This window comes from Amycolatopsis echigonensis (genome assembly GCF_014174495.1).
Classification (GTDB): domain Bacteria; phylum Actinomycetota; class Actinomycetes; order Mycobacteriales; family Pseudonocardiaceae; genus Amycolatopsis; species Amycolatopsis echigonensis.
The window spans coordinates 20,260-42,102 of the sequence record NZ_JACJHR010000079.1 but is presented as its reverse complement, the minus strand read 5'-3'; the positions used below and the strand labels follow the sequence as shown (position 1 = coordinate 42,102).

The 21,843-nt window shown below is 70.5% G+C and carries 21 protein-coding genes; 13 read left to right on the top strand and 8 right to left on the bottom strand.

The features are described 5' to 3' along the window. Positions 1-208: 208 nt before the first annotated feature. Positions 209-913 (bottom strand): S1 family peptidase, encoded by a 705-nt coding sequence (locus H5411_RS36990; RefSeq protein WP_101434971.1) that lies wholly within the window; start codon positions 911-913, stop codon positions 209-211. A gap of 630 nt (positions 914-1,543) precedes the next feature. On the opposite strand from H5411_RS36990, the gene H5411_RS36985 reads away from it, so the two are divergent. Then, positions 1,544-1,981, top strand: a complete 438-nt coding sequence (locus tag H5411_RS36985) for a WapI family immunity protein (RefSeq protein WP_183126478.1) — start codon at positions 1,544-1,546, stop codon at positions 1,979-1,981. 24 nt (positions 1,982-2,005) lie between these two features. Here H5411_RS36985 and eccCa read toward each other — a convergent pair whose 3' ends face one another. Further along, positions 2,006-5,950, bottom strand: coding sequence for a type VII secretion protein EccCa (gene eccCa, locus H5411_RS36980; protein ID WP_183126477.1), 3,945 nt, complete (start codon positions 5,948-5,950; stop codon positions 2,006-2,008). A gap of 135 nt (positions 5,951-6,085) precedes the next feature. Between eccCa and H5411_RS36975 the strand changes: the two genes are divergently transcribed. The 6 genes from H5411_RS36975 to eccD are packed head-to-tail and all read left to right on the top strand — an operon-like array spanning position 6,086 to position 11,445. Beyond that, entirely contained in the window at positions 6,086-6,862 is a 777-nt protein-coding gene (locus tag H5411_RS36975) for a WXG100 family type VII secretion target (RefSeq protein ID WP_183126476.1), read from the top strand. A gap of 27 nt (positions 6,863-6,889) precedes the next feature. After that, positions 6,890-7,909, top strand: a complete 1,020-nt coding sequence (locus H5411_RS36970) for a WXG100 family type VII secretion target (RefSeq protein ID WP_183126475.1) — start codon at positions 6,890-6,892, stop codon at positions 7,907-7,909. 3 nt (positions 7,910-7,912) lie between these two features. Then, complete coding sequence (locus tag H5411_RS36965; RefSeq protein WP_183126474.1) at positions 7,913-9,259, top strand: WXG100 family type VII secretion target; 1,347 nt, start codon at positions 7,913-7,915, stop codon at positions 9,257-9,259. A gap of 5 nt (positions 9,260-9,264) precedes the next feature. After that, positions 9,265-9,756 carry a hypothetical protein gene (locus H5411_RS36960; RefSeq protein WP_101434965.1) on the top strand — a complete coding sequence of 164 codons (492 nt, stop codon included), beginning with the start codon at positions 9,265-9,267 and terminating at the stop codon, positions 9,754-9,756. Then, the gene (locus H5411_RS36955; protein ID WP_101434964.1) at positions 9,749-10,072 is read left to right on the top strand and encodes a YbaB/EbfC family nucleoid-associated protein; all 324 of its coding nucleotides are present in this window, start codon (positions 9,749-9,751) and stop codon (positions 10,070-10,072) included. The genes H5411_RS36960 and H5411_RS36955 overlap by 8 nt, the downstream gene beginning before the upstream one ends. Beyond that, positions 10,069-11,445 carry a type VII secretion integral membrane protein EccD gene (gene eccD / locus H5411_RS36950; RefSeq protein WP_183126473.1) on the top strand — a complete coding sequence of 459 codons (1,377 nt, stop codon included), beginning with the start codon at positions 10,069-10,071 and terminating at the stop codon, positions 11,443-11,445. Before H5411_RS36955 ends, eccD begins: the two co-directional genes overlap by 4 nt. Here eccD and H5411_RS36945 read toward each other — a convergent pair. Further along, entirely contained in the window at positions 11,435-12,382 is a 948-nt protein-coding gene (locus H5411_RS36945) for an Lrp/AsnC family transcriptional regulator (RefSeq protein ID WP_183126472.1), read from the bottom strand. The genes eccD and H5411_RS36945 overlap by 11 nt on opposite strands. Before the next feature lie 95 nt (positions 12,383-12,477). Between H5411_RS36945 and H5411_RS36940 the strand changes: the two genes are divergently transcribed. After that, the gene (locus tag H5411_RS36940) at positions 12,478-13,797 is read left to right on the top strand and encodes an MFS transporter (RefSeq protein ID WP_183126471.1); all 1,320 of its coding nucleotides are present in this window, start codon (positions 12,478-12,480) and stop codon (positions 13,795-13,797) included. Here the strand turns inward: H5411_RS36940 and H5411_RS36935 are convergent. After that, the gene (locus tag H5411_RS36935; protein ID WP_183126470.1) at positions 13,742-14,695 is read right to left on the bottom strand and encodes a helix-turn-helix domain-containing protein; all 954 of its coding nucleotides are present in this window, start codon (positions 14,693-14,695) and stop codon (positions 13,742-13,744) included. The two genes, H5411_RS36940 and H5411_RS36935, sit on opposite strands and share 56 nt — an antisense overlap. An 85-nt stretch (positions 14,696-14,780) precedes the next feature. On the opposite strand from H5411_RS36935, the gene H5411_RS36930 reads away from it, so the two are divergent. Further along, the gene (locus H5411_RS36930) at positions 14,781-15,371 is read left to right on the top strand and encodes an NIPSNAP family protein (protein WP_312878686.1); all 591 of its coding nucleotides are present in this window, start codon (positions 14,781-14,783) and stop codon (positions 15,369-15,371) included. Here H5411_RS36930 and H5411_RS36925 read toward each other — a convergent pair. Then, complete coding sequence (locus tag H5411_RS36925; RefSeq protein WP_101434958.1) at positions 15,313-16,083, bottom strand: MerR family transcriptional regulator; 771 nt, start codon at positions 16,081-16,083, stop codon at positions 15,313-15,315. The two genes, H5411_RS36930 and H5411_RS36925, sit on opposite strands and share 59 nt — an antisense overlap. 53 nt (positions 16,084-16,136) lie before the next feature. On the opposite strand from H5411_RS36925, the gene H5411_RS36920 reads away from it, so the two are divergent. Further along, a complete protein-coding gene (locus H5411_RS36920; protein WP_101434957.1) occupies positions 16,137-16,403 on the top strand; it encodes a hypothetical protein in 267 nt (88 codons plus the stop codon). Between the two features lie 155 nt (positions 16,404-16,558). Here H5411_RS36920 and H5411_RS36915 read toward each other — a convergent pair whose 3' ends face one another. Then, positions 16,559-17,641: a type VII secretion protein EccE gene (locus H5411_RS36915; RefSeq protein WP_183126468.1), complete on the bottom strand. Its 1,083-nt coding sequence runs from the start codon at positions 17,639-17,641 to the stop codon at positions 16,559-16,561. A 153-nt stretch (positions 17,642-17,794) separates the two neighbouring features. Between H5411_RS36915 and eccB the strand changes: the two genes are divergently transcribed. From eccB to H5411_RS36900, 3 genes are all read left to right on the top strand, one after another. Then, positions 17,795-19,201 carry a type VII secretion protein EccB gene (eccB, locus tag H5411_RS36910; protein WP_183126467.1) on the top strand — a complete coding sequence of 469 codons (1,407 nt, stop codon included), beginning with the start codon at positions 17,795-17,797 and terminating at the stop codon, positions 19,199-19,201. Between the two features lie 74 nt (positions 19,202-19,275). Further along, a complete protein-coding gene (locus H5411_RS36905) occupies positions 19,276-19,911 on the top strand; it encodes a response regulator transcription factor (RefSeq protein ID WP_167442129.1) in 636 nt (211 codons plus the stop codon). Beyond that, positions 19,908-20,561 (top strand): response regulator, encoded by a 654-nt coding sequence (locus tag H5411_RS36900; RefSeq protein ID WP_009074915.1) that lies wholly within the window; start codon positions 19,908-19,910, stop codon positions 20,559-20,561. Before H5411_RS36905 ends, H5411_RS36900 begins: the two co-directional genes overlap by 4 nt. A gap of 16 nt (positions 20,562-20,577) precedes the next feature. On the opposite strand, the gene H5411_RS36895 is transcribed toward H5411_RS36900, so the two are convergent. After that, a complete protein-coding gene (locus H5411_RS36895) occupies positions 20,578-20,979 on the bottom strand; it encodes a DUF302 domain-containing protein (protein ID WP_183126466.1) in 402 nt (133 codons plus the stop codon). Between the two features lie 43 nt (positions 20,980-21,022). Further along, on the bottom strand, positions 21,023-21,817 hold the full coding sequence (locus H5411_RS36890; protein WP_183126465.1) for a carbon-nitrogen hydrolase family protein: 795 nt from the start codon (positions 21,815-21,817) through the stop codon (positions 21,023-21,025). Positions 21,818-21,843: the final 26 nt, after the last annotated feature.

The window sequence follows — 21,843 nt, the reverse complement described above, 5'->3', positions numbered from 1 at the left end:
TTTGGTGTGGGGGGGGGGGGGGGGGGGTGCTTGGTGGGTTGGGTGTGTCGGTGGCGGTTTGGTGAGTGGGGTGGGTGGTTGGGTGGGGTTCGCGGTGTGCGGTTGGGTGTGTCGCGCGGGCGGTGGCGGACGATTCCGGCTTTGGATGCCGTGAAGGGCTCCTTGTGGGAAACAGATTCCCGCAAGGAGCCCTTCACGTACGCGGCGGTTAGACGCCTGCGGTTTGCTTGATCCAGTCGCGGCTGTTGGCGACGCTGGCGTAGTTCTGGGTGCCGTGTTCGTCGCTGCCGGAGTTTTCGCCGGTGGAGCAGACGCCTACCTGGACGCCGTCGGCCAGTTGCGGGCCGCCGGAGTCTCCGTGCCAGGAGGAGCCGGTGACGCCCTTGCTCGCGATTGCCTTGCCGTTGAAGGCGTCCGTGCTCTCGCCGGTCACCTGGACGTCCGCGGTCTTGAGCGTGTCCGAGGGCGGGCTCTGGTCCTTGGTGCGGCCCCAGCCGTAGATCTGGTTGGTGGCACCGTTTTCCGGGTCCTTGTCGGCCAGCTTCATGAACGTGGTGTCCACGGCGGACTTGAGGTGCAGCAGCGCGATGTCACCGTTCGGCGAGGCCTTCTGCTCGTCGACGGCGGCCTCGGTGCCCTTGCCCAGCGCGACGTCGCCGACCTTGACGTGCATGCCGCCCTTGTTCAGGCAGTGTTGCGCGGTGAGCACCCACTGGGAGGCGATGATCGTGCCGGAGCATTCGAAGCCGCCGTAGTCGGTGACGTCGTCCCAGAACACCTGGGCGCCCCACGGGGCCGACTGCACGGTGGTGCCGCCGATGATGTGCGTGTCGGCACTCGCCGGGACCGCCGCCCCGACCCCGAACGCCATCGCAGCCCCGGCGACCACGGCCGCCGCTTTCGCGTAACGCATGGAAAATCCCTCCGCCTCGGTGGTGATTTCCCGACCGTAGGCAACATCTGGAAATCCGGTAACCTACGGAAGTCGGTCTTCGATCCACGTTTCGCGGAGGGTGCCGTCCGGGTCCAGCCGCCGGTGCAGGGTCTCGGCTTGCTTCGGACGGGTAGCACGGTGAGGGCGGCTCGCTGCTGAAGGTGCAGCGCGTGCACGGCGACGCGGAGCTTGCGAATCCGGCCGCGTACTCGGAGCCGGGCTCGCCACGGATGCCAGAGGACGGCGAGCAGGAGGCTGGTGGTTTCCGCGCTTCGCGGAGGGCGCGGTGGGCGTCCGTTCCGTCTTCGAGGACGGCAACGATCCCGAGTGCGTCGGCGAGGGATCTCCGGCTGGCCGCGGTGTTCGGAGGCCGGCCGATCCGGATATCGGGCACGCCGCCGAAAATCGCGCGGATCGCTTCGAGCCGCCGCTAGACCTCGGCGCGGAGGTGGCGGCGTTCCTGGACCTTGGTGAGGTAGTTCGTCAGCGCGGCGCCGACGACGCCTCCGCCGGTGGTGTAAGCCAGTTCGACCAGACCGGGCATCAGGGCTCCCTCGCTCGCGGACTGCATATGCTGGCAGAACTGACGGGCGACTACCGGGGAGAGGGATGCACACGGTCACCTTCGGCGCGCCGCGCGGGGATCGTCTGGTGATCGCTGTGCACGGGCGGATGCATCCGGGCGCGGACGATTTCTGGGACGGGAACTGGCTGGTCAGCCCGATCGAGATCGTGTCGGGCGGGTTCACCGCGCGCTTGGGCGCCGGGTTGCGGGCCAACGAACTGCGGGAGTTCCGGCAGGAGCTCGCGGCTTGCCCGGAGTCCGGCGGCAGTGCGCGGCTGACGTCGCTGGAGGATTGGCTGGACCTGACGGTGACCGTCGCCGCTGATGGACGGGTCGAGGCGGAGGGCGTCGCGGTCGCCGATCATTCGAGCGGGAACCGGTTGTTGTTCCGGCTCGAGGGGATGGAATACGCGCAGCTGGCGGAGGTTGTGGCGGGGCTGGCCGCGATCGAGAAGGCTTATCCGGTCCTCGGGCTTTCGTAAGCTTCCTTCCCCGGCTGAGTCCGCTCAATCCTCCACCGGCTTGGTCCACGCCACCTGCACCAGTTCCGTCCCATACCGTCGCGATACCAGCGTTCCTCGACCGGCAGGCTGCGGCGAGGGCTTCACATCGCCCAGAAGCGCGCCCTCTTCCTTTCCTCCGGACATGATCAGACCCGGCGAGCCCAGTTCTCGTACCCGTTGGATGACCGCCTCGTACAAGCCGCGTCCGGCGCCGCCCGAGGAGCGGGCCAGGATCAGATGCAGGCCGATATCCCTGGCCTGCGGGAGGAATTCCAGCAACGGCAGCACTGGGTTCCGTCCGGCGGTGGCGACCAGTTCGTAGTCGTCGATCACCACGTACAGGTCCGGGCCGCGCCACCACGAGCGGTTGCGCAGTTGGTCGGGCGTGACGTCCGGGCCGGGGAGCCGGTTGCGCATCGCGGTCGCGCACTGGTTCACCAGGTCCGTCAGGGTGTTCTCGGCACCGGCGTAGCCGAGCAGGTGCGGTTGGTCGACCGCGCCCAGCAGGCCCCGGCGGTAGTCGCCGACCAGGATCAGGGCTTCGTCGGGGGTGGTGGTTCGGCAGATGCCGGTGACGAGGGCGCGCAGCAGGGAACTCTTGCCCGATTCGACGTCGCCGAAGGCCAGGAAGTGCGGGTCCGTCCGGAAGTCGAGATGGACCGGGCGCAGGGTGGATTCCGCCAGGCCCAAGGTGATCTGGCCGCGCGGGGCGGCAGGTAGAGAGTCCAGGGGGACTTCCGGCGGGAGAAGCCGGACTTGGGGAGCGCGCGGACCGGTCCAGGCTGCGGAGACTCGGCGGACGAGGTCTAGGCCGCCGGCTCCGACGGTCTCTGGCCGTTGGTCGGAGTCGATGCGCGGGAGAGCAGCGAGGAAGTGCAGTTTGTCCGCGGTGAGGCCGCGGCCGGGGCGGTCGGCGGGGACGTTTTGCGCGACCTTCCGGTCGATGGACGAATCCGCCGGGTCGCCGAGGCGCAGTTCGAAGCGGGTGCTGATGGCGTCGCGGAGTTGCGCGCGGGCGCCGATCCACTGGTTCAGCGAGACCAGGACGTGGATGCCGAAGCCCAGACCCCGTTGGGCCAGCGCGGTGATTTGTTCTTCGAGGCGTTCGTATTCGGACCGGATGGTGGTCCAGTTGTCGACGAACAGGAAGACGTCGCCGAACTCGCGGTCGTCGCTGCTTTCGGTGAACTCGTCGCGGCGGCCGCGGAAGGCGGCCATCGATTCGATGCCGTGGGCGGCGAAGAATTCTTCCCGCTGTTCCAGCAAAGTCACGAGTTCCGCGACGACCCGGCGGCAGCGTTGCGGGTCGCGGCGGGTGGCGTAGCCCGAAACGTGCGGGAGGCCGGCGATCGGGGCCAGCGCGCCGCCGCCCAGGTCCAGGATGAAGAACTGCACCTCGGCGGGGGTGTGGGTGAGGGCGAGCATCGCCGCGATGTCCTTCATCAATGTCGACTTGCCGCTTTGCGGTGCGCCGACGATCACCGCGTTGCCCGCGGCACCGGAGAAATCCGCCCACAGCATGTCGCGGCGCTGCTCGAAAGGCTTGTCCACCAACGCGACGGGAATGGTCAGCTTGCCGTTGCCGCCCCAGCCGAGAGGACACAGACCGCGGCGGGGGTCTTCGCCGATCGGCGGCAGCAGCTGGTCCAAAGTGGGCGGTTCGGCCAGCGGCGGCAACCAGATCTGGTGCGCGGCCGGGCCGCGTCCCTCCAAACGGGACAGCATCGCGCCGATGATCGTCTCGCCAGTGCCCTGCGCGGGAGTCTCGGCGGCGGGTTGTTCGGCGACGGGTACTTCAACCGGTCCCAGCGTGAACGGCAGCACGCCGAGTTGTTGTCCGTCGGTACGCACGATGCGGCTGCGCGGCGGCAATTCGCCTGAGACGTACGCGGCCTTGAGCCGGATCAGAGTGTCGTTGTCGGACTTCAGGTAAGCCGAACCGGGCACCGGCGGCAGTTGGTAGGCGTCCGCGACACCCAGCACCGCGCGGCTTTCCGCGGCGGAGAACGTCCGCAGGCCGATCCGGTACGACAGGTGCGAGTCGAGCCCGCGCAACCGGCCTTCCTCCAGCCGTTGCGACGCGAGCAGCAGGTGGATCCCCAGCGAGCGGCCGAGCCGTCCGATCGCGACGAACAGGTCGATGAATTCCGGCCGCGACGAAAGCAGTTCGGAGAATTCGTCGATGATCACCAGCAGCGACGGCAAGGGCTGCAGCGGCGTGCCGTCCGCGCGCGCCTTTTCGTAATCGCGCACTGACGCGTAATTTCCGGCTGAGTGCAGGAGTTCCTGACGCCGCAGCAGTTCGCCGTTCAGCGCGTCCGCCATGCGGTCGACGAGCGCGAGGTCGTCGGACAGGTTCGTGATCACCGCGCAGGTGTGCGGCAGGTTCGTCATACCCGCGAAGGTCGCGCCGCCCTTGAAGTCGATCAGTGCGAGGTTCAGCGTCTCCGACGAATGCGTGACAGCCAGCGCGGTGACCAGGGTGCGCAGCAGTTCGCTCTTGCCGGACCCGGTCGCGCCGATCACCAGCCCGTGCGGGCCCATGCCGCCCTCGGCGGATTCCTTGAGGTCCAGCTCGACCGAACGGCCTTCGGGGTTCACGCCCAACGGGATCCGCAGCCGGTCGCGCGCCGGGCGCGGGGCCCAGGTGACGGTCGGGTCGGTGTCGCGCGGGTCGCCGATGCCGAGCAGTCCGGCGAGCCCGAACGTCGAGGACATCGGCTGCTCGCTGACCACCGCGCCGCCCTGGTGCAGCGGCGTCAGCATCCTCGCCAGCGCTTCGGCCGCGCCGTGGTCGAGCCGATCCGGCGTGCCGAGAAAGCCGAGCCGCGCTTCGGTGCCGTCCAGGACCACCATGCCGAGCTGGTCCGGTGAAACGTGCAGGCTCAGCAGCCGCTCGGTCGACGTCGTGCGCGGCTGGTCGCCGCCGATCTCCAGCACCGTCACGCCCAACCGGCCCTCTTCAGCCAGCAGCCGCGGTTCGCCGTGCGAGTCGCCGCCGTCGACGACGAGCACGATGTGCGGCAGGTCCGCCGACGCTCCGCGACGCGAGAAGGCCGGGCGGTCGCCAAGGTCAGGACCGAGCAGCTTCGCGAGTTCCGTGGCGTTGTCGGCGAACAAGCGTCGCGGGCCGGTCGCGTCGGCGAGCACCGGCGCGGTGGCGTGCGGCAGCCATTTCGCCCATTCCCAGTCGTGCGAACGATCCGGGGCGACGCAGAACGCCACGCGCAGGTCGGTCGGGGAGTGGAAAGTGACCAGCTGCGCCAGCACCGCGCGCGTCATCCCGAGCACGTCGAACCTGCGACCGGACAGTGTCGCGGCCGCGTACGAGCGCAGCGATACCGAAACCGGCAGGCCTTCGACGGTCGAGAAGGTCTGGATGAAATGCTTGAGGTTGGTGGAGGAAACCGGGTCCAGCTCTTCCAGCGGGGCGATCTGCGGTGCGCGCAACGGCGTCGCGAGCGGCTGCGGACCGGTCGCCGCGCGCACCATCGCGAAGGAGCGGTCGCCGCGGCGGCGGTCCCAGTGCTGGTCGGTTTCGACATACGCCCACAGGTCCGCCGGATCCGGCTGCTGCGCGATCAGCGTGGCGCGCTGCGAGTCGGCGACCGCGCGGACGCGCGTGCGCAGACCGGCGAGATACCGCTGGTAGTCGCGGCGCTCCTCGTTGATCTGCGCCTTTTTCGCCATGCCGCCGCGGCCGAGCGACATTACGATCATGCCGCCCATCGCGGTGACGAACAGCGCGCCGAAGATCCAGGTCATCACCCCGCCGTCGCGTCCGATGTAGACGAACGACATCGCGCCCATGCCGAGCATCATGGGCAGGAACATCATGAGCTGCAGCACGCCGCCGGAGCCGCTCTTGGGCAGCATCGGCGGGGATTGCAGCATGATCTCCCCAGGCTGCTCGCCGAGCAGGCCGAGGCGGTCGCGGGGGGAACTCATGCCCCGTATTTTGGCCGCCGGTCGCCCGCTCGCGGTGGGTACTTTTGCCGTCCGCTCGCCCGGCGGCGCGAACTTACGCTCTGCGCAGACGCCCCGCACCGGTGCGTCGATCGCAGGAGACCGGGAGGGAGCGCCATGGGCACGATCGGCGAGTACCGGGCCGAGCCGGAGGCCATGCGCTCCACCGTCGGCAACGTGGGCGCCGTGATCGCCCACGGCATCAACGCCGTCGCAGACCTGGAAAAACTCGTCCTGCAGCCGACGACGTTCGCCAGTTTCGGCAGCGTCGTCGCGGCCGCGAACGAAGCTCTGCACTCGCAGCAGGTGACCGCGGTGCGCTCGCTGCTGCAGTTGCTGCAGGAGATCAACGACCTGGTCAAGCACAGCGCGGACGCTTACCAAAGCGCCGACGAAGCAGTCTCCGAAGGCTACGGCGGGGGCGGGGGGCCTTCGGCGCCGCCGCTGACGTCGATCTGGGGAACCCCGCACGCGGCGCACCTGGCCGCGGCGGCGATCACCGACAGCGCCGGCGCGCACGGCGAACCGTCCTCGGTCGGCAACGTGCTGCGCTACCTCGGCGACGCGGACCTCGGGAGGCTCGCCGAGCATCCGCTGACCGATGCCCGGTTCCACGGCGTCGCGGACTTCAACGACTGGCTCGCCGGCGACGCCGACAACCAGGCGCGCGTCGGCCTGATCGAGGTCTATTCGGGCACCGCGCGCACCTTCGGCGACGTGCCCGGGGGCGTGCACAGCGGCGACGTCGTCGTGGTGGAGCCGCTGCAGGTCGCCGAACGCCCTCCGGTGATCGGCGTCGCCGGGGACGGCGGCGCCCTCTACAACCACGGCCTGCTCGATCCGGGCCTCGGCGGACTGGCCAAGGTCAGCGTGTACCGGCCCGCCTCCGTCTGACCCCGACCACCGACCAAGTGAGGTCCGATGCTCTTCCCGAACTCCAGCGCGATGGACGCCACCGCTTCCGGCGGAGGCCCGATCACCGTGCTGCCGCAGATCGTCACCGGCCAGCCGGAGCAGATCGCGAAGCACGTCCTCGACCTGCTGCACAAGGCCGCGGAGCTGACCTCGCTCTACACCGAGCTGAGCAAGGCCGCCGACCAGCTCGGCAAGGTGTGGTCCGGCGAGGCGTCGGAGTCGGCGCTGCGGAAGATCTCCCACTCGCTCGATCAGCTCACCAAGATCATCAACGTGATCGAGAAGGGCTCCGAACTGCTCGGCGTCTCGGGCACGCTGGTGAAAACCGCGCAGGAGGCGTACCGGGCGGTGGTCGCGGCGGTGAACCCGACCGTCGCGTCGTTGATGTCGAACTGGTGGACCTACGGGGCCGCGGTCGCGCTTTCCACCGCCACCAGCGCCACGCTGCGCGGATTCATCACCGCGGTCGGCGGTCTGCTGAAGGCGCTCGGCGCGGGCGACCTGGCGAACCAGATCACGCAGGTCGCGACGATCATCGGGGACATTGAAAAGCTGTTCCACCACGGTTCTTCCGATGCCAATGGCGCGGCGGGCAACGCGGCGATCTCCGGTACTCCGGTCAGCGCGCCGCAGCTGCCCGCGCCGGTCGCGAGCGCGTCCGGGCAGGCGGCGATCGGCGGCAGCGGCGGCGGAGTCCCGTCGTTCACGAACTACACGCCGCCCGCACTGTCCCACGGCGGCTGGCCGTCCGGCAGCGGAACTGGAGCTTGGCCTTCCGGCGGCGGTGCCGGTACCGGGGCGAACCCGGCGAACAGCTGGATCCCCGTGGATCCGGCTCCCGCTCCCGCGCCTTCGGTGCCCGGACAGTCGACCGGTGCGCACGAGGTCGTGATCCACACCGATCTGAACACCGGGCAGTCGACCGTCGAGGCCCCGGCCGGACAGGACGTGGACATCGATGTCGACGTGACCTATCAGGGCAAACACTTCCAGCAGCACGTCGACATCGACGCGAAGGGCGCGTAGCCGGTGGCCGTGGACGCGTCCGGAGTCGTCAGCTCGGTGCTGTCGAACTACCGGCAGGTGCTGGTCGAATACCAGCGTCGGGTCACCGGCGACCCGGCGGCGCTCGAAGCGGCGGCGAACCGCTGTGGCACCAACGCGTCCACGATTACCGGCAAAGCCACCGAAATCGCGGACGCTGCCACGGCATTGCATGCTGACTGGGACGGTGCCGCGTACACCGCGTACGCGACAGCTGCGACCAACGTTGCGCACGTGTTGACGGAAGACGGCACGAAGCTGGCCGAGCAAGGCGAGCGGCTGTCGATGGCCGGACAGTTATTACGGTGGGCGCGTTCTGGGGTCGATTCAGTCCTCTCGCAGTTCGATCAGTACGGGGCGCAGCTCGTCAATCAAGCGCGCGCAGCGGATCCGAACGCGGTCGGTGCTTTTATCGCGGCCGCAAGGGATTTGGGTGAGCAGGCGGTCGCGGCGGCCGGGCAGGTCGCCGACGAGCTGTCGGACGCGTTGGCGGAGTTGTTCCCCGCGCCGTGGGCCGGGCCGATGAGCAAGCCGGGCAAGCTGGGCAAACGCGGCTATGGCCCGTTGTCGTGGGTCAACGGAGACACGCTCGACGGGCGGAAGCGGCCGCGTTCGGTGCCGTCGTGGTTCGGCAATTCCGGCTGGAAGAAGCTGACCTGGAACGGCTTGGAAGGCACGCGCGCGCCGAAGAAGGCCGACACGCCGTTCGGGCAGCCGAAGCCGAAGAGCGCGATCGCCCGCGCCACCGAGATCACCTACTACAAGACGGCACACGAGCAAGACGGCTTCATTCCGGAGTACGACGGGAAAGTCTCCTCGCAGGGCTGGGACGCGAAGGCGTCCGGACACGCTGAGCTGGGGTTCCGGGAGGACGTCGGGACGAGCGGAAACTACGGTGCCGCGCACGGCAGCGCTCGCGGTTCCGCTTTCGCGGGCGGCGAGGTCAGCGCTTCCGGGCAGCTGGGGGTGCACGGGCTCGGCGTGCACGCCAACGCGTTCGCCGGCGGCAAGCTGGAGGGCCAGGTCGCGGCGGATGTCGCGGGCGTCGGCGTAGGCGCGAGCGGAAGTGTCCAATATGGAATCGGCGCGCAGCTCGACGGCCAGTTCGTGTATGACAACGGGCACGTGAAGGTGAACTTCAAGGCCGGTGCCGCATTAGGGCTCGGTGCCGGACTGGGCGCGAAGATCGACATCGATCTGCCGAAGGTCGGCGCGGCAGTCAGCGAATACGGCGGCGCGGCGATCGACGCGGTCGGCGACGCCGCGGGCGAGGCGGCGAACGCGCTGGGCGGGGCTTGGGACGACGCCGTGCAGTATGTGGGTTCGTGGTGAGCGCCATGGCGGATCTGGTGACACTGCCGCTGGGCTTCGACGTCCCGGAGGGCTGGACGCCGGTGCCGCCTGTCGTGTCCGGCGTTGTTTTCGTGGCAGTGCACCCGAATCCGGAGGCGGACTTCACGCCGAACATCACGCTCGGCATCCAGCAGCGCGAGGATGCCTTGCCGATAAAGGAAATCGCCGAAGAGGCGGTCGAACGGCTCGGCCGGACGATGGCGTTGCTGGAGGTCCTCGACCGGCAGGAAGTCGGCAGCCCCGCCGCCCCCGGCTGCACCCAGACATTGCGGCTGCGCACCGGCGAAGGCCAGGATCTGCTGCAGGTCCAGGTGTTCCTGACCGTGCCCGGTCCGGCCGGGCGCGTCGTGCTGGAGCTGGTCTGCACGGCCGGTCCGCAGGACGCGCGCACGCTCGTCCCCGACTTCCGGAAGTTCGTCGCCAGCGTGCACGTCCGCCGGGAAACCCCGCAGGAGAAGGAGAACGACGGTGACTGAACCGTATGCCGTGCCGGACATGGACGAGCTGCTCGCGCAGGTCCGCAAGCAGACCGAAGAGGTGCAGCGGATCCAGCGCACGGTCGAGGCGATGGAGGTCACGGCCGCCTCGCGACAGAACGAGGTGACCGTGACGCTGCGCGGCGACGGCCGGTTCACCTCGGTCGACATCGACCAGCGCGCGATCCGCGAGTTCGACGCGCGCACGCTGTCGGAGATCGTTCTCGAAGCGGTGAACGCGGGTCTGCAGAAGCTTGCCGAGGCGAGCAGCGCGAAGTTCGCCCCGGTGATCGAGGCGTCCAGGTCCCCGCAGTGAGCGCGCCGGCCGTCGCCGGGTCGACCCGGCGCGTCACGATCGTCACCCCGCGCGCCAGGGTGGACGTCGCGCTGCCGCAGCAGAGCACGTTCGCCGAACTGGTGCCGCAGCTGGTCCGGCTGGCCGGGGCGGCCGGACAGGCGTCGGCCGAGCATCCGGGCTGGGTGTTGTCGCGGCTCGGCGGCGCTCCGCTCGCGCTCGGGCTCACCGTGGCCGCCGCGCAGGTGCGCGACGGCGAGGTGCTGCACCTGACCCCGCGCGAACGTCCGCGCGGACCGCTGCTCTTCGACGACGTGGTCGACTCGATCGCGAGCGTCGGCGAATCCGCGTCGACCGCGTGGGGGCCGAAGATCGCGCGACGGGCCGGGATCACGACGGCCGCGTTGCTGCTGTTCGCGGGCGGGGCGCTGATCCAGGCCTCGCTGGCGGGCAGTGTCCTCGCGCCGATCGGCACCGGGCTGCTGGCGATCGTAGTGCTGCTCGGCGGCGGTGCGCTGAGCCGGGCGTACGGCGATTCGGGCGCGGGTGCGGCCGGTGCGCTGGCCGGGGTCGGCGTGGCGTTCCTGTCTGGAATGTCGTTGCTGCCACCGCATTCGGCCTTCTCGCTCTCCGCTGGGCCGCTTGCCGCGGGGCTCGCCGCGGTGACTGTTTACGGCGTCCTGGCCGCGGTTTCGGTGGCCGACCGGCTGCCGTTCTTCGTCGCGGCCGTCGGCTCGGCCGGGATCGGCGCGATCGCGACCGGCGTCGTGCTGCTGACTGGGGCGAAGCCGGTTGCCGCCGCGGCCGTCGCGGGAGTGCTGGCGACCGCGTTGGCAGCCGTCGCGCCGATGCTCGCGCTGCGGCTGGGCCGGATGCCGCTTCCGCGCGTGCCGGACGACATGGAATCCTTCCGCGCCAACGAACAGCCGTCGCTCGGCGCGGAAATGGCCGGCCGCACGACGTATGCGCAGGCGTTGCTCACCAGCCTGCTGGTCGCGCTCGGGCTGGTGGTGGTCGGCTCGTCGATCGTGCTCGCCACCGGCGGACCGTGGGAAGCGGGGCTGGCCGCGCTCCTCGGGACGGCGTGGATTCAGCGTTCCCGCGCGTACGCGGGTCGCACGCAACGGCTGGTCCTGGTCGCCTTCGGTCTCGTCGCTTTGCTGACCGCGGGTTTCTGGCTGATCGCGGCCGACCAGCGGATCGCACTTCTCGCGGCCGGGCTGGCGCTGGTGCTGGCCGCGGTGGTGTCGCTGTTCTACGCGACGCGGGTCGCGCGCGGGGTGCGGTCGCCGTACTGGTCGCGGCTGCTGGATATATCGGAATTCCTGGTGCTGTTGTCGCTGGTGCCGTTCGTGGCGTTGATCGCCGGGGTGTACGAGGCGGTCAGCGGCTGAGCGGGCTGGCGGTTTTCAGCGTCCGCAGGACCGGCGCGGTTTCGCAGGACCGGATGCCGGGCAGCGCGCCGAGCCGGTGGGTGAGGTAGCGGTGCAGGGCAGGCGGATCGGTGCAGAGCGCGTGCGCGAGCAGGTTCGTCGGCCCGGTGGTCGCGGCGACGACGGCCAGCTCGCGGTGGGTGGCGAGTTCGGTGGCGACGGCGTCGAGATCGGCTGGGGCTGCCGCCATCCACAGCAGCGCCTGCGTGGTCGCGCCGAAGAGCCGGGCGTCGATTTCCACGTCGAAATAGAGGGTTTCGGCCGCGCGCAGGTCGGCGATCCGGCGGGCGACGGTCGCGGCGGACCAGCCTGTGACGGCGGCCAGCTCGGTCTGGCCGAGGCGGCCGTCCCGCTGAAGCGCGGTGAGCAAAGGCTCGTCGGCCGGGGTCGCTTCGGTGTGCGTGGTGCGAGTTTCCGGTTCCAGCTGGCGACGTTGAGCGTCGGTCAGGATCTCGGCGCGGCCTAGCCAGGCGGTGGGGCCGCCGTGGTACAGGTGCAGCAATTGGTGCGCGGAGACGGCGGTGATGCCGGTGGTGCGCGGGATGTCGTGCAGCAGCAGGCCGTGCTCGGAGTCGTTGGCACTGTGGACGATGACGCAGATTTCGGTACCGCCGCCGGCGAGTTTGACCCAAGTGGTGTCGGTGCGCCGGACGAGCGCGTCGGCGACGCGCTGCGCGACTGCCGGGACGACGGTGAGCCGCACGAGCCACTGCGTCCGTCCCGCGCGATGTGGTGCGGCCAGCCCGACGACGCGTAGTCCTGCTTCGGCGCGCAGCCTTCGGTAGCGGCGCGCGACGGTCTGCGTCGAGACGCCCAGAACGGTGCCGATCCGCGCGAACGGGGCGCGGCCGTCGATCTGGAGCGCGTGGACGAGGGCGTGGTCGAGGTCGTCGAGCATGGCTTGATTCTGCACCAAAAAGTCCGGGGTGGAAGATTTCTGCTCGTTTGCGTGGGCGGCTGGAATCTTGTCTGGTCGCTGCCCAGGCTGGCGGCATGAACGACTCACGCCGCTGGGCCGCGCTCGCGGTCCTGCTCGTCGCGGAAGCGATGAACCTCCTCGACACCACGATCGTCCAGGTCGCCGCTCCCGCGGTGCACGCCGAACTGGGCGGCGCGGCCAGCACGATCTCCTTCTACACCGCCGGGTACACGCTGCCCTTCGCGCTCCTGCTGATCACCGGCGGACGCCTCGGCGACATCATCGGCCGCCGGCGCACCTTCCAGGTCGGCGTGGCCGGTTTCGTGCTGACCTCGGGTTTGTGCGCGGCTGCGGCCGCTCCCGGGTTCCTGCTCGTTTTCCGGGCGCTGCAAGGGGCTTCGGCCGCTTTGGTGATCCCGCAGACGATCGGGCTGATCCGCGTCCTGTTCGACGGCGCGGCCCGGGCGCGGGCGCTCGGCATGATCGGTCCGGTGATGGGGCTGGCCGCGGTGGCCGGTCCGGTCCTCGGCGGGCTGCTGACCGACGCGTGGTCGTGGCGATCGGTGTTCCTGGTGAACGTCCCGCTCGGACTCGCCGTGCTCGCCGCGTCCGGGCTGCTCGCGGAAGACCGGTCCGCCTCCCGTCCGCGGCTCGACTTGCTCGGGACCGGCCTGGTCGTCCTCGGCGCCGGGCTCGTGGTCTACCCATTGCTCACGCAGTGGAACGGTTACCTCGTCGCTGCCGGGGTGGCGGTGCTCGTGGTTTTCGCGCTCCAGCAACGGTTTCGTGGCGGTCTGATCGAGCGCAGCCTCTTCCGCGGCCTGGCCTTCCCCGCCGGATTGGCGACGTCAGTGCTGTTCTTCGCGGTGATGACCGGCCTGACCCAAGTCGTCGTCCTGTTCCTGCACTTGACCCAGCACGCCGACGCGCGGACCGCCGGACTCTCGCTGCTGCCGTGGTCGTGCGGCCTGGCGGTTTCGTCCTTTGCGGCCGGACGCTGGCTCGTCCCGCGCTTCGGAACCCGGATTCTCTTTGCTGGCGTGGCTTTTCTCGCTGTTGGTATCGTCGGGCTCGCGGTGGGCTGGCCGGTGCTGGTCGCGCTGGCGGTCGCCGGAACGGGAACCGGACTGTTCACCGTGCCGTTCTTCACCGCGGCGCTGGCGCTCGTCCGGCCCTCGGAGACGGGTTCCGCGGCCGGGCTGCTGAACGCGGTACAGCAACTCGGCGGAACGATCGGAGTCGCTGTGCTGACTATGGTTTTCCTCGCCACCGACGTGACGATCGCGTGCTGGACGGCGGTCGCCCTGACCCTCGCGGCCGGGCTGACCGCGATCGGGCTCATCCGCGGAACGCGCGCCGGTACTCCGTCGGAGCTGTCCCGAGCCGGAGTGTGAAATGGCGGCGGAGGTTGGCCGCCGAGCCGAGGCCGCTGCGTTCGCCGATCAGGCCGATCGGCAGGTCGGTGGATTCCAGGAGGCTCCGGGCATGCAGGACGCGCTGGTCCAGCAGCCATTGCAACGGCGTGGTCCCGGTGGCCTCGTGGAAGCGGCGGACGAACGTGCGCGAGCTGACTCCGGCTTGGCGGGCCAGCTGTTCGACGGTCAACGGTTGGTCGAGGTGGCGCGTCGCCCAGTGCAGCACCGGACCGAGCCCGGCGTCGTCGGTGTCCGGCACCGTCGCGGAGACGTACTGCGCCTGCCCGCCGCCGCGATGCGCGGGCAGCACCATCCGGCGCGCGACCTCGTTGGCGACGTGTGCGCCGAGGTCGCTGCGCACGACGTGCAGGCAGAGGTCGATGCCCGCGCTGCGCCCAGCGCTGGTGAGCACCTGTCCGTCGTCCACGTAGAGGACTGACGCGTCCACCTGGACTTGCGGATACAGCATGGCGAGCGTGGCGGCGTACATCCAATGCGTCGCCGCTCGCCGGCCGTCCAGCAGCCCCGCCGCGGCGAGCGCGAACGCGCCCGTGCACAGGGAAACGATCCGCGCGCCGTTTTTGGCCGCCACGCGGACTGCGTCGACCAGCTCCGCCGGGACGGGCTGTCCAGTTTGGACACACGCGTACGGCAGGGCGGGAACCAGTACGGTGTCCGCGTCCTTGAGCGCGGCGAGACTGTCACTGGCGTGGTGGCGGAAGCCGAATTCGGTGCGGGTTTCCGGCTTCGCCGCGCAGAACCGCAGCTCGTACCAGGGGTCAGCAAGGTCGGTCCGGGACGGCCCGAACACCTCGGCGGCGATGGCCAGCTCGAACAGCGGCATGTCGTCGACCAGCGCGACCGCGACCGTTCGCATGGCCTCGATGATACGGCAGGAATTATGCGAAAGGAGTCAGTCCTGCCACTCGCTCGTGCTTCGGCGCGGTGGCAGATTCGGTGCCGTGACCGTCGTGGAACTCCGCCAGTACACCCTCCGGCCCGGGCAACGAGACATCCTGATCGACCTGTTCGACCGGGAACTGCTGGAACCGCAGGAGGCCGCGGGCTGCACGGTCGTCGGCCAATTCCGCGACGAGGACGACCCGGACCGGTTCGTGTGGTTCCGCTCCTTTCCGGACCTGGCGGCCCGGCACGCCGCGCTGACGGCGTTCTATCTCGAAGGCGAGGCCTGGCGGAAACACCGCGACGCGGCCAACGCCACCATGCTCGACAGCGACAACGTCCTGCTGCTGCGCCCCGAATCCGACTTCCCGCCGCTGGACCGGCCACTCGACGCCGTCGAGCCCGCGTCTCGCGTTTTGGTGCTCATCGGCCCGGCTTCTGTTGCCTTCCCCGAACCTTTCGCTTCCTTCGTCACCGAGCCAGCGGAGAACACTTTCCGCGCGCTGCCGGTGCGGGAAGGGGAGAACGTCCGGGTGGGAGTCTGGATTTTCCCGGACCTCGCTTCGTTGCGGTCGTTCGAATCCCGGTTGGCTACGACTCAGGTGCAGCGGCTTCGCTTGGCTCCGACCGCGCGTTCTTCGCTTCGCTGACCCGCTGAGCGACGAGCTCGTCAAGGCGCTGCCAAGCGGGGCTGTCGAGATGCGTGGTGAGAAGCTCGACGACTTGCCGGGGCACTTTCCGGAAGTCCGGCAGATCAGACGGCAACGTCATCCGCCGCGCGAGCGCGGCTGCCGTGTCGGCGATCGTGTCGAGCCGGGGATCGTCGGGACTCCACTCGATGGCCTCGTCGTAGCCGCGCAGGACGGCGATGTACTCCGGATCGTCCAGCAACGCGATGCGGTTGCGGAGAATGGCGCGAGCGACGTCCGGTGCCAGCGCGCAGGCGAGAATCCAGCCGTCGCGGATCGCGCGCTCGTGGCGTTCGGACAGTCCGACTGGCCTCAGCCGCTCCACGAAGGCAATGGCTTCGGGCGGCAGACAGAGCCGGTCGGGGTGCTCGACGTCCCGCAACCGGGTGCGGCGTTGTTCGAGCTGCCGGATCCGCTCGCGCAACTCGGCGTCGATCCGGTCGAGCTGGTCCGCGGTCTCGTCGGCGTTCAGCACCTGGGGGATACGGGCCAGCGGGACGCCCGCCTGGGCGAGCGTGACGATGCGGGCCAGGTCGATGACCGCCTGCGCGTCGTAACGGCGGTATCCGGAGGCGTCGCGCGCGGGCTCGGGAAGGAGCCCTTTGGCGTGGTAGACGCGGACAGCCTTGGCCGAGACCCCGGCTTGGCGGGCGAGCTGGCCGATGGTGAGCATGCGCCAGTATCGCGCTTGACCTTGTCCCAGGGGCAAGGACGGAAGCTGTCGGCATGCACGATTACGAGACCCTGCGCGCGCTCGCCGACGAGGGGAACGAGACCGCACTGGACCGCCTCGCCGACCTCGCCGATGCCCGCGGCGACCTGGCCGAGCTGTCGGACCTGCTGGACGAGGGCAGCGAACACGCCGGGCGGTTGCTGACCCGCCGGGCGGTGGAGAGGCGCGATCTGCGCGAGTTGCAACGACTTTCGGACGCGGGGAGCAGCGAAGCGGAGACGGAGCTGGAACGGTTGCTTCGCCCGCGCGACGGGGCGTGACCGGGCCGGGCCTGCATTCGGCGAGCAAAGATGGCCCGCGCTCCCGGATTTCGCACCATCGAAACTGGGCGGCTGCGAGTTTCGCAACCGGATGCCAGCCGGGAGCCTTCGGCGAACGGGCAAGCTCGCCCGTTGGTGGCGCACGGTCGGCAGGATCAGGTCAGCGCGAGCGGCAAAGTCCTCCGCACCGCAGCCCCGTGACCGCCGTGCAGCGGGACCACCGAAACCCCCTGCGGCACCGGCACTTCCTCCGCCCGCGCGCCCACCCGGATGGTCAGCTCGAGCTTCTCCCGCCCGCCCGGTGTTCGGCGCAGCGTCGCGGACGTGGCGGTGAACGCCGCTCCCGGCACCGCCGTCCCCAACGTCCGGGCGAGGCCTCGCGACGACCGCGGCGAGTAGCACGTCTGGGTGAGCCCGCCCCACTTCCACGCGCGCCAGAAATCCCCGTCGGACTCCGGGTTGCCGGTCGAAACGCCCAGCGCCACCCGAAGCTCGTTGGTCAGCTCGCCAGCCTCGAGGACCGTCGACGGATACCCCGCCTCCGCCAGCGCCACCATCAAGCTCAACGCCGCACTCGCCGTGCTCCGCAAAGCGCCCAGTTCACCGCCGCCGCGGGCGAGGGCGGCGATGGGCGCGTCGTCCGGCCGGTAGCGCACCGCGAGCCAGCGCACGCGGTACACCTGCGCCTCCCTTGGCACCGCCCACGTCAGCAGCTGCACGGCGGCCAGCGGGATGTCCGTGCCCTGGAACGTCGTGCGGAGGATGGCCAGCAGGTCGTCCGTCGACGGCTCCCCAGCGCCGGGCGTGAGGCGGACGATCGCGCTCCAGTCGCCGTCGACCTCGGCGACGCCGAATCGGTTGCCCGCGCGGTCGACGTGCTGGCGGACCTTCACCGGGCCGGCGACGCGAAGCAGGGCGTCCGGACTGTCGCGACGGCTGTCGTGCCGACGCAGGCGATGCGCGAGCCACGTCCACGCCCAGCCGGCGAAATGCCGTCCGGCGACCCGCACTGACGTCGTCACCAGCACCAACCCGGCCAGCGCGGCGACGGTGATCCGCACCGGCTGGGCCAGGCCGTGCACGGTGAACGCGAGCAGCAGCGCCAGCGCGGCGATTTCCCACCCGGCTGCCTGCAGCGGGCGGATCGGCAGCAGCCACGGCCACGGCGTGGTGCCCGGAATCCCGGCGGTCCCGGGGGCGCGGGCATGAGCCGGGGCAGGCGGCGCGGACACGGACAACGCATTCCCCTCTTCCCCGGGCAGCGACCCGGCCCCGCGAACGCTAGCGCCCCCGCGCGGGCGCGTGGGCGTAAAAATTACCCTCGTGCGCCCCTCGGCGGGCTGTCTAGCCTGCGCGGGAAGCGGATGTGAGCTCCAGGGGGCGGGGACAGCGTGTGGACGCAGCGGGACCAGATCCAGGCGTACCAGTTCCTGCGCCGCCGCCTCGTGTCCGCGCTCGTCGCCGCGGACGCCAACCATCCGGTGTCGCCCAGCCGCCGTCTCGTGCTCGGCACAGTGCTCGGCGTCGGCGCGGCCCTGCTCGTGACCGCGGTCTTCGGGGTGATCGGCCTGGTCAGCCCGTCCGGCGGGAAGGACTGGCTGGCCGGCGGCAAGGTGATCGTGGAGGAGGACAGCGGGGCTCGTTTCGTGCTCGGCGCGGACGGCGCGGTGCACCCGGTGCTCAACTACGCGTCCGCGCGGCTGCTGGCCGGCGGCAACGGCCACGAGACCGTCACCGTCCCCGCGGAAAAGCTCGGCACCGCCCCGCGCGGCACGCAGATCGGGATCGTCGGTGCGCCGGATTCCTTGCCCAGCACGCTGATCACCACCCCGTGGACGAGTTGCAGCCGCACCACCCAGGACGCGCCCGCTTCGGCGGAACCGCTCGTCGCCGTGCTGCTGGAAGCGGCGGCGACCGGGGTCGAACTGCCGCGCGATTCGGGCGTGATCGTGCGCGTTCCGCAGGGCGGCCGGTTCCTGCTCGCGGGCGGCCACCGGTACCGGCTGAGCGACGAAGCGGCGGCGGCCCTGCAGTTCGACAGCTACCCGACGATCACCGTGTCCGCGCGCTGGATCGACACCGTGCCCGCCGGACGCGACCTCGGCGAGATACCAGTCGACGGTGCCGGAAACCGCGGCCCGCGCGTCGGAACGCAGGAGACGCGCGTCGGCCAGGTGCTGACGGTTGTCGACCCGATGGCCGGTCCGGCGAACGCCTCGACCTACTACCTCGTCCGCCCGGACGGTCTCGAACCCGTGGGCCAGACCGAAGCCGCGCTGCTCGTCACGACCCCGGCGAACGAATCGGCGTATCCGGGCCGTCCGGAACCGGCGCGGGTGCGCGCGGCGGACGTCGCGTCGGTGAAGAAAGTGAGCGAATCCCGTTCCGGCGGCGCGGATCCGGCGGCGTACCCGGACCGGATCCCCGGCAAGGCGCCGATCACCGGCAGCGCGGTGACCCTGTGCGCGCAGAACGGCCGCGTGACGGTCTCGGCGGACCTGCCGGTGCCGCCCGGCGCCCGCGTGCTGCCGGTGCAGAGCCGGACCGACGCCCGGGTCGCGGACGTCGTCTACGTTCCGCCCTCGCGCGGCGCGGTCGCGACCGATCCCGGGTCCGGCACGGTTTATCTCGTCACGGACACAGGACGAAAATATCCGGTGGCGAACGGGACGGCGCTCACGTCGCTGGGCTACGGTTCTGGGTCCGGGCATCCGGTCGCGGGCGGGCTTCTCGCGCTGATGCCGACCGGTCCCGCGCTGGATCCCGCCGCGGCCGGGCAGCCTGCGGGGACGGGGTGAGCGAACCGGTGACCGAGACAGCGCAGCGACCCAGCGACGTTCCGGACCGCTCCGAATCCCCGGTTCCCGGCAGCATCCAGGTCGCCGTCATCGAGGACCACCCGCTGTACCGCCGCTCGGTGGAACGGGTTCTCCTCGAAGCCCCGGACGTCGAACTCGGCGCGGTGGTCGATTCGGTTGCCCGCTTCCACGTCGCGCGCCAGCCGGCCGGAAGCGTCGTACTCCTCGATCTGGGCCTGCCCGGCGTCGCCGGTGCGGCCGCGGTGCTCGAGGTCGCCGAACTGGGCCATCACGTGCTGGTCGTGTCCGCGCAAGCCGAGCCGGAGACGGTGCTCGCCGCGATCGCCGCCGGGGCCAAGGGATTCCTGTCGAAGGACGTCGACGTCGACGAGCTGCTGATCGCCATCCGCGCGGTCGCGGGCGGCGGCGCGTACGTGTCGGCTGTCGTCGCAGGAATGATCATCAAGGACAACACCGACCGCCCGGTCACCCGGCCGGAAATGGAGTTGTCGCCGCGCGAAGCGCAGGTGCTGCGGCTCGTCGCGGCGGGGGAGCGGGACGTCGACATCGCGCGGATCCTCGGCATCGGCGTCCGCACCGTGCGCGGCTACCTCGACCGGATCCGCGACAAGACCGGCGAACGGCGGCGCCCCGGCCTCGTGAAGGAAGCGATCCGCCGCGGCCTGGTGGGGAAGGAAACAGTGACGTGAAAGCCGACGAGGGGCGGCGCCGGAGCGGACCCATCCAGGTCGGGGTGATCGAAGACCACCCGCTGTACCGGGACGCGGTCGCGCGCGTGCTGAACGAGGCACCGGACATCGAACTGGGCGCGGTAGCCGACTCCGTGGCCCGGTTCGCGGTGCAGGACCAGCCGAAGGGCAGTGTGGTCGTGCTCGACCTGAAACTGCGCGGCGTCCAGGACGCGGCCGCGGTGCTCGAGGTGGGGCAGATGGGGCACAAGGTGCTCGTGGTGTCCGCGCACGCGGAACAGCCCGAGGTTCTTGGCGCGATGCAAGCCGGGGCGAAGGGCTTCCTGTCGAAGGACGTCGACGGGGACGAACTGCTGCGCGCGATCCGGACGATCGCGGAGGACAACGCGTATGTCTCGCCGACGCTGGCCGGGATGATCATCCAGGACAGCGACGAACGGCACGCGGGGCCGAAGATCGTGCTGTCGGAGCGGGAGAAACAGGTCCTGCGCCTGGTGGCGGCGGGGGAGCGGGACGTCGACGTCGCGGAGATCCTGGACATCAGCGTCCGGACGGTGCGGTCGTACCTGGACCGGATCCGGGACAAGACGGGAGAACGCCGACGGGCGGGGTTCGTCCGGGTGGCGATCCGGGAAGGGTTGCTGCGCTGAGGTTTCGCTCCGACCGCTAGGGAGCCACTGCCTGCTCGACGAGACGGGCCAGACCCGACTCGATGGCTTCGAGCGCCTGCTCGCTTCCGGCGCCGAGCCCGTGCCGGTCGGCGAACCACCTCGCGTCGTTGTAGGTCAGCCAGGTTCGGCCTGTTTCGTCCTGCCAGGCGAGGGCCTTGACCGGAAGATCGAGACCGCTGGTCTGGCGGTCCCGCATGAGCGGGGTGCCGCCCTTCGGATGGCCGAAGATCAGCAGTTCGGTCGGCCGGAGTTCCATCCCGGCCCGAGCCGCGTTGCCCGCGTGGTCGATCCGGGCGAACACGAGCAGGCCCACGCCGGTGAGCGCGGCCTCCAGCCGGTCGACGGTCGCTTCGACGGACCAGGGGCTGGCGACCGTGATCATGCCGGGGCCGGTCATTTCTTCTCCTGCCGCTCAGCGTTCCCGGTCGGTGGCGGGGGCTCTACAGTCGGCGGTTGGCCAGCGCCCCAGTAGCCGTCCGGGCCTTCCCGGCCACCTCCGGCTCCACGTCCACCACGAGCATCTCCGGTCCGGCCCCAGCCTGCGCCTCCACGCGGCCGAAACCGTCCGCCACCAGGGAATATCCGATCCCCGTCGGCGCCTTCGGGTTGACCTCCACCCCGGTCGCCGCCGGATCGGCCTGTCCGCACGCCGCCACCCAGCATCCCGAGTCCAGCGCGCGGGCCCGGACCAGGACTTCCCACTGCTCCCGCTTCCCGGCGCCCGCGCCCCACGACGCCGGGACCGCCACCACGTCCGCGCCGTCGTCGGCCAGCCGCCGGAACAGCTCCGGGAACCGCAGGTCGTAGCAGGTGGCGACGCCGAACACCGTCCCCTCCGCGGAGAACGTCACGACCTCCGACCCCGGCGCGACGGTGTCCGACTCGGCGAACCCGAACGCGTCGTACAGGTGGATCTTGTCGTAGCCCCGATGCTGTCCCAGCCCGGTGATCAGCAGCGTGTTGCGCACGCGCCCGTTGTCGGCGGGCGTGAACATCCCGGCGATCACCAGCACGTCGTGCTCCGAGGCGATCGAGGCCACCGCCGACGCCCACGGGCCGTCCAGCTGCTGCGCCACCGGGGCGAGCGGGCGGCCGAACCGGGCCATCGTCGCCTCCGGGAAGACCACCACCCGCGCTCCGGCGGCCGCCGCGGCCTCCACGCCGGAGCGAACCGTTTTCAGGTTTTCTTCCGGGTCGTCGCCCGAGTTGAGCTGGCACAACGCGATCCGGGGCACACGAGCCTCCCTGGTCCGGGGACAGC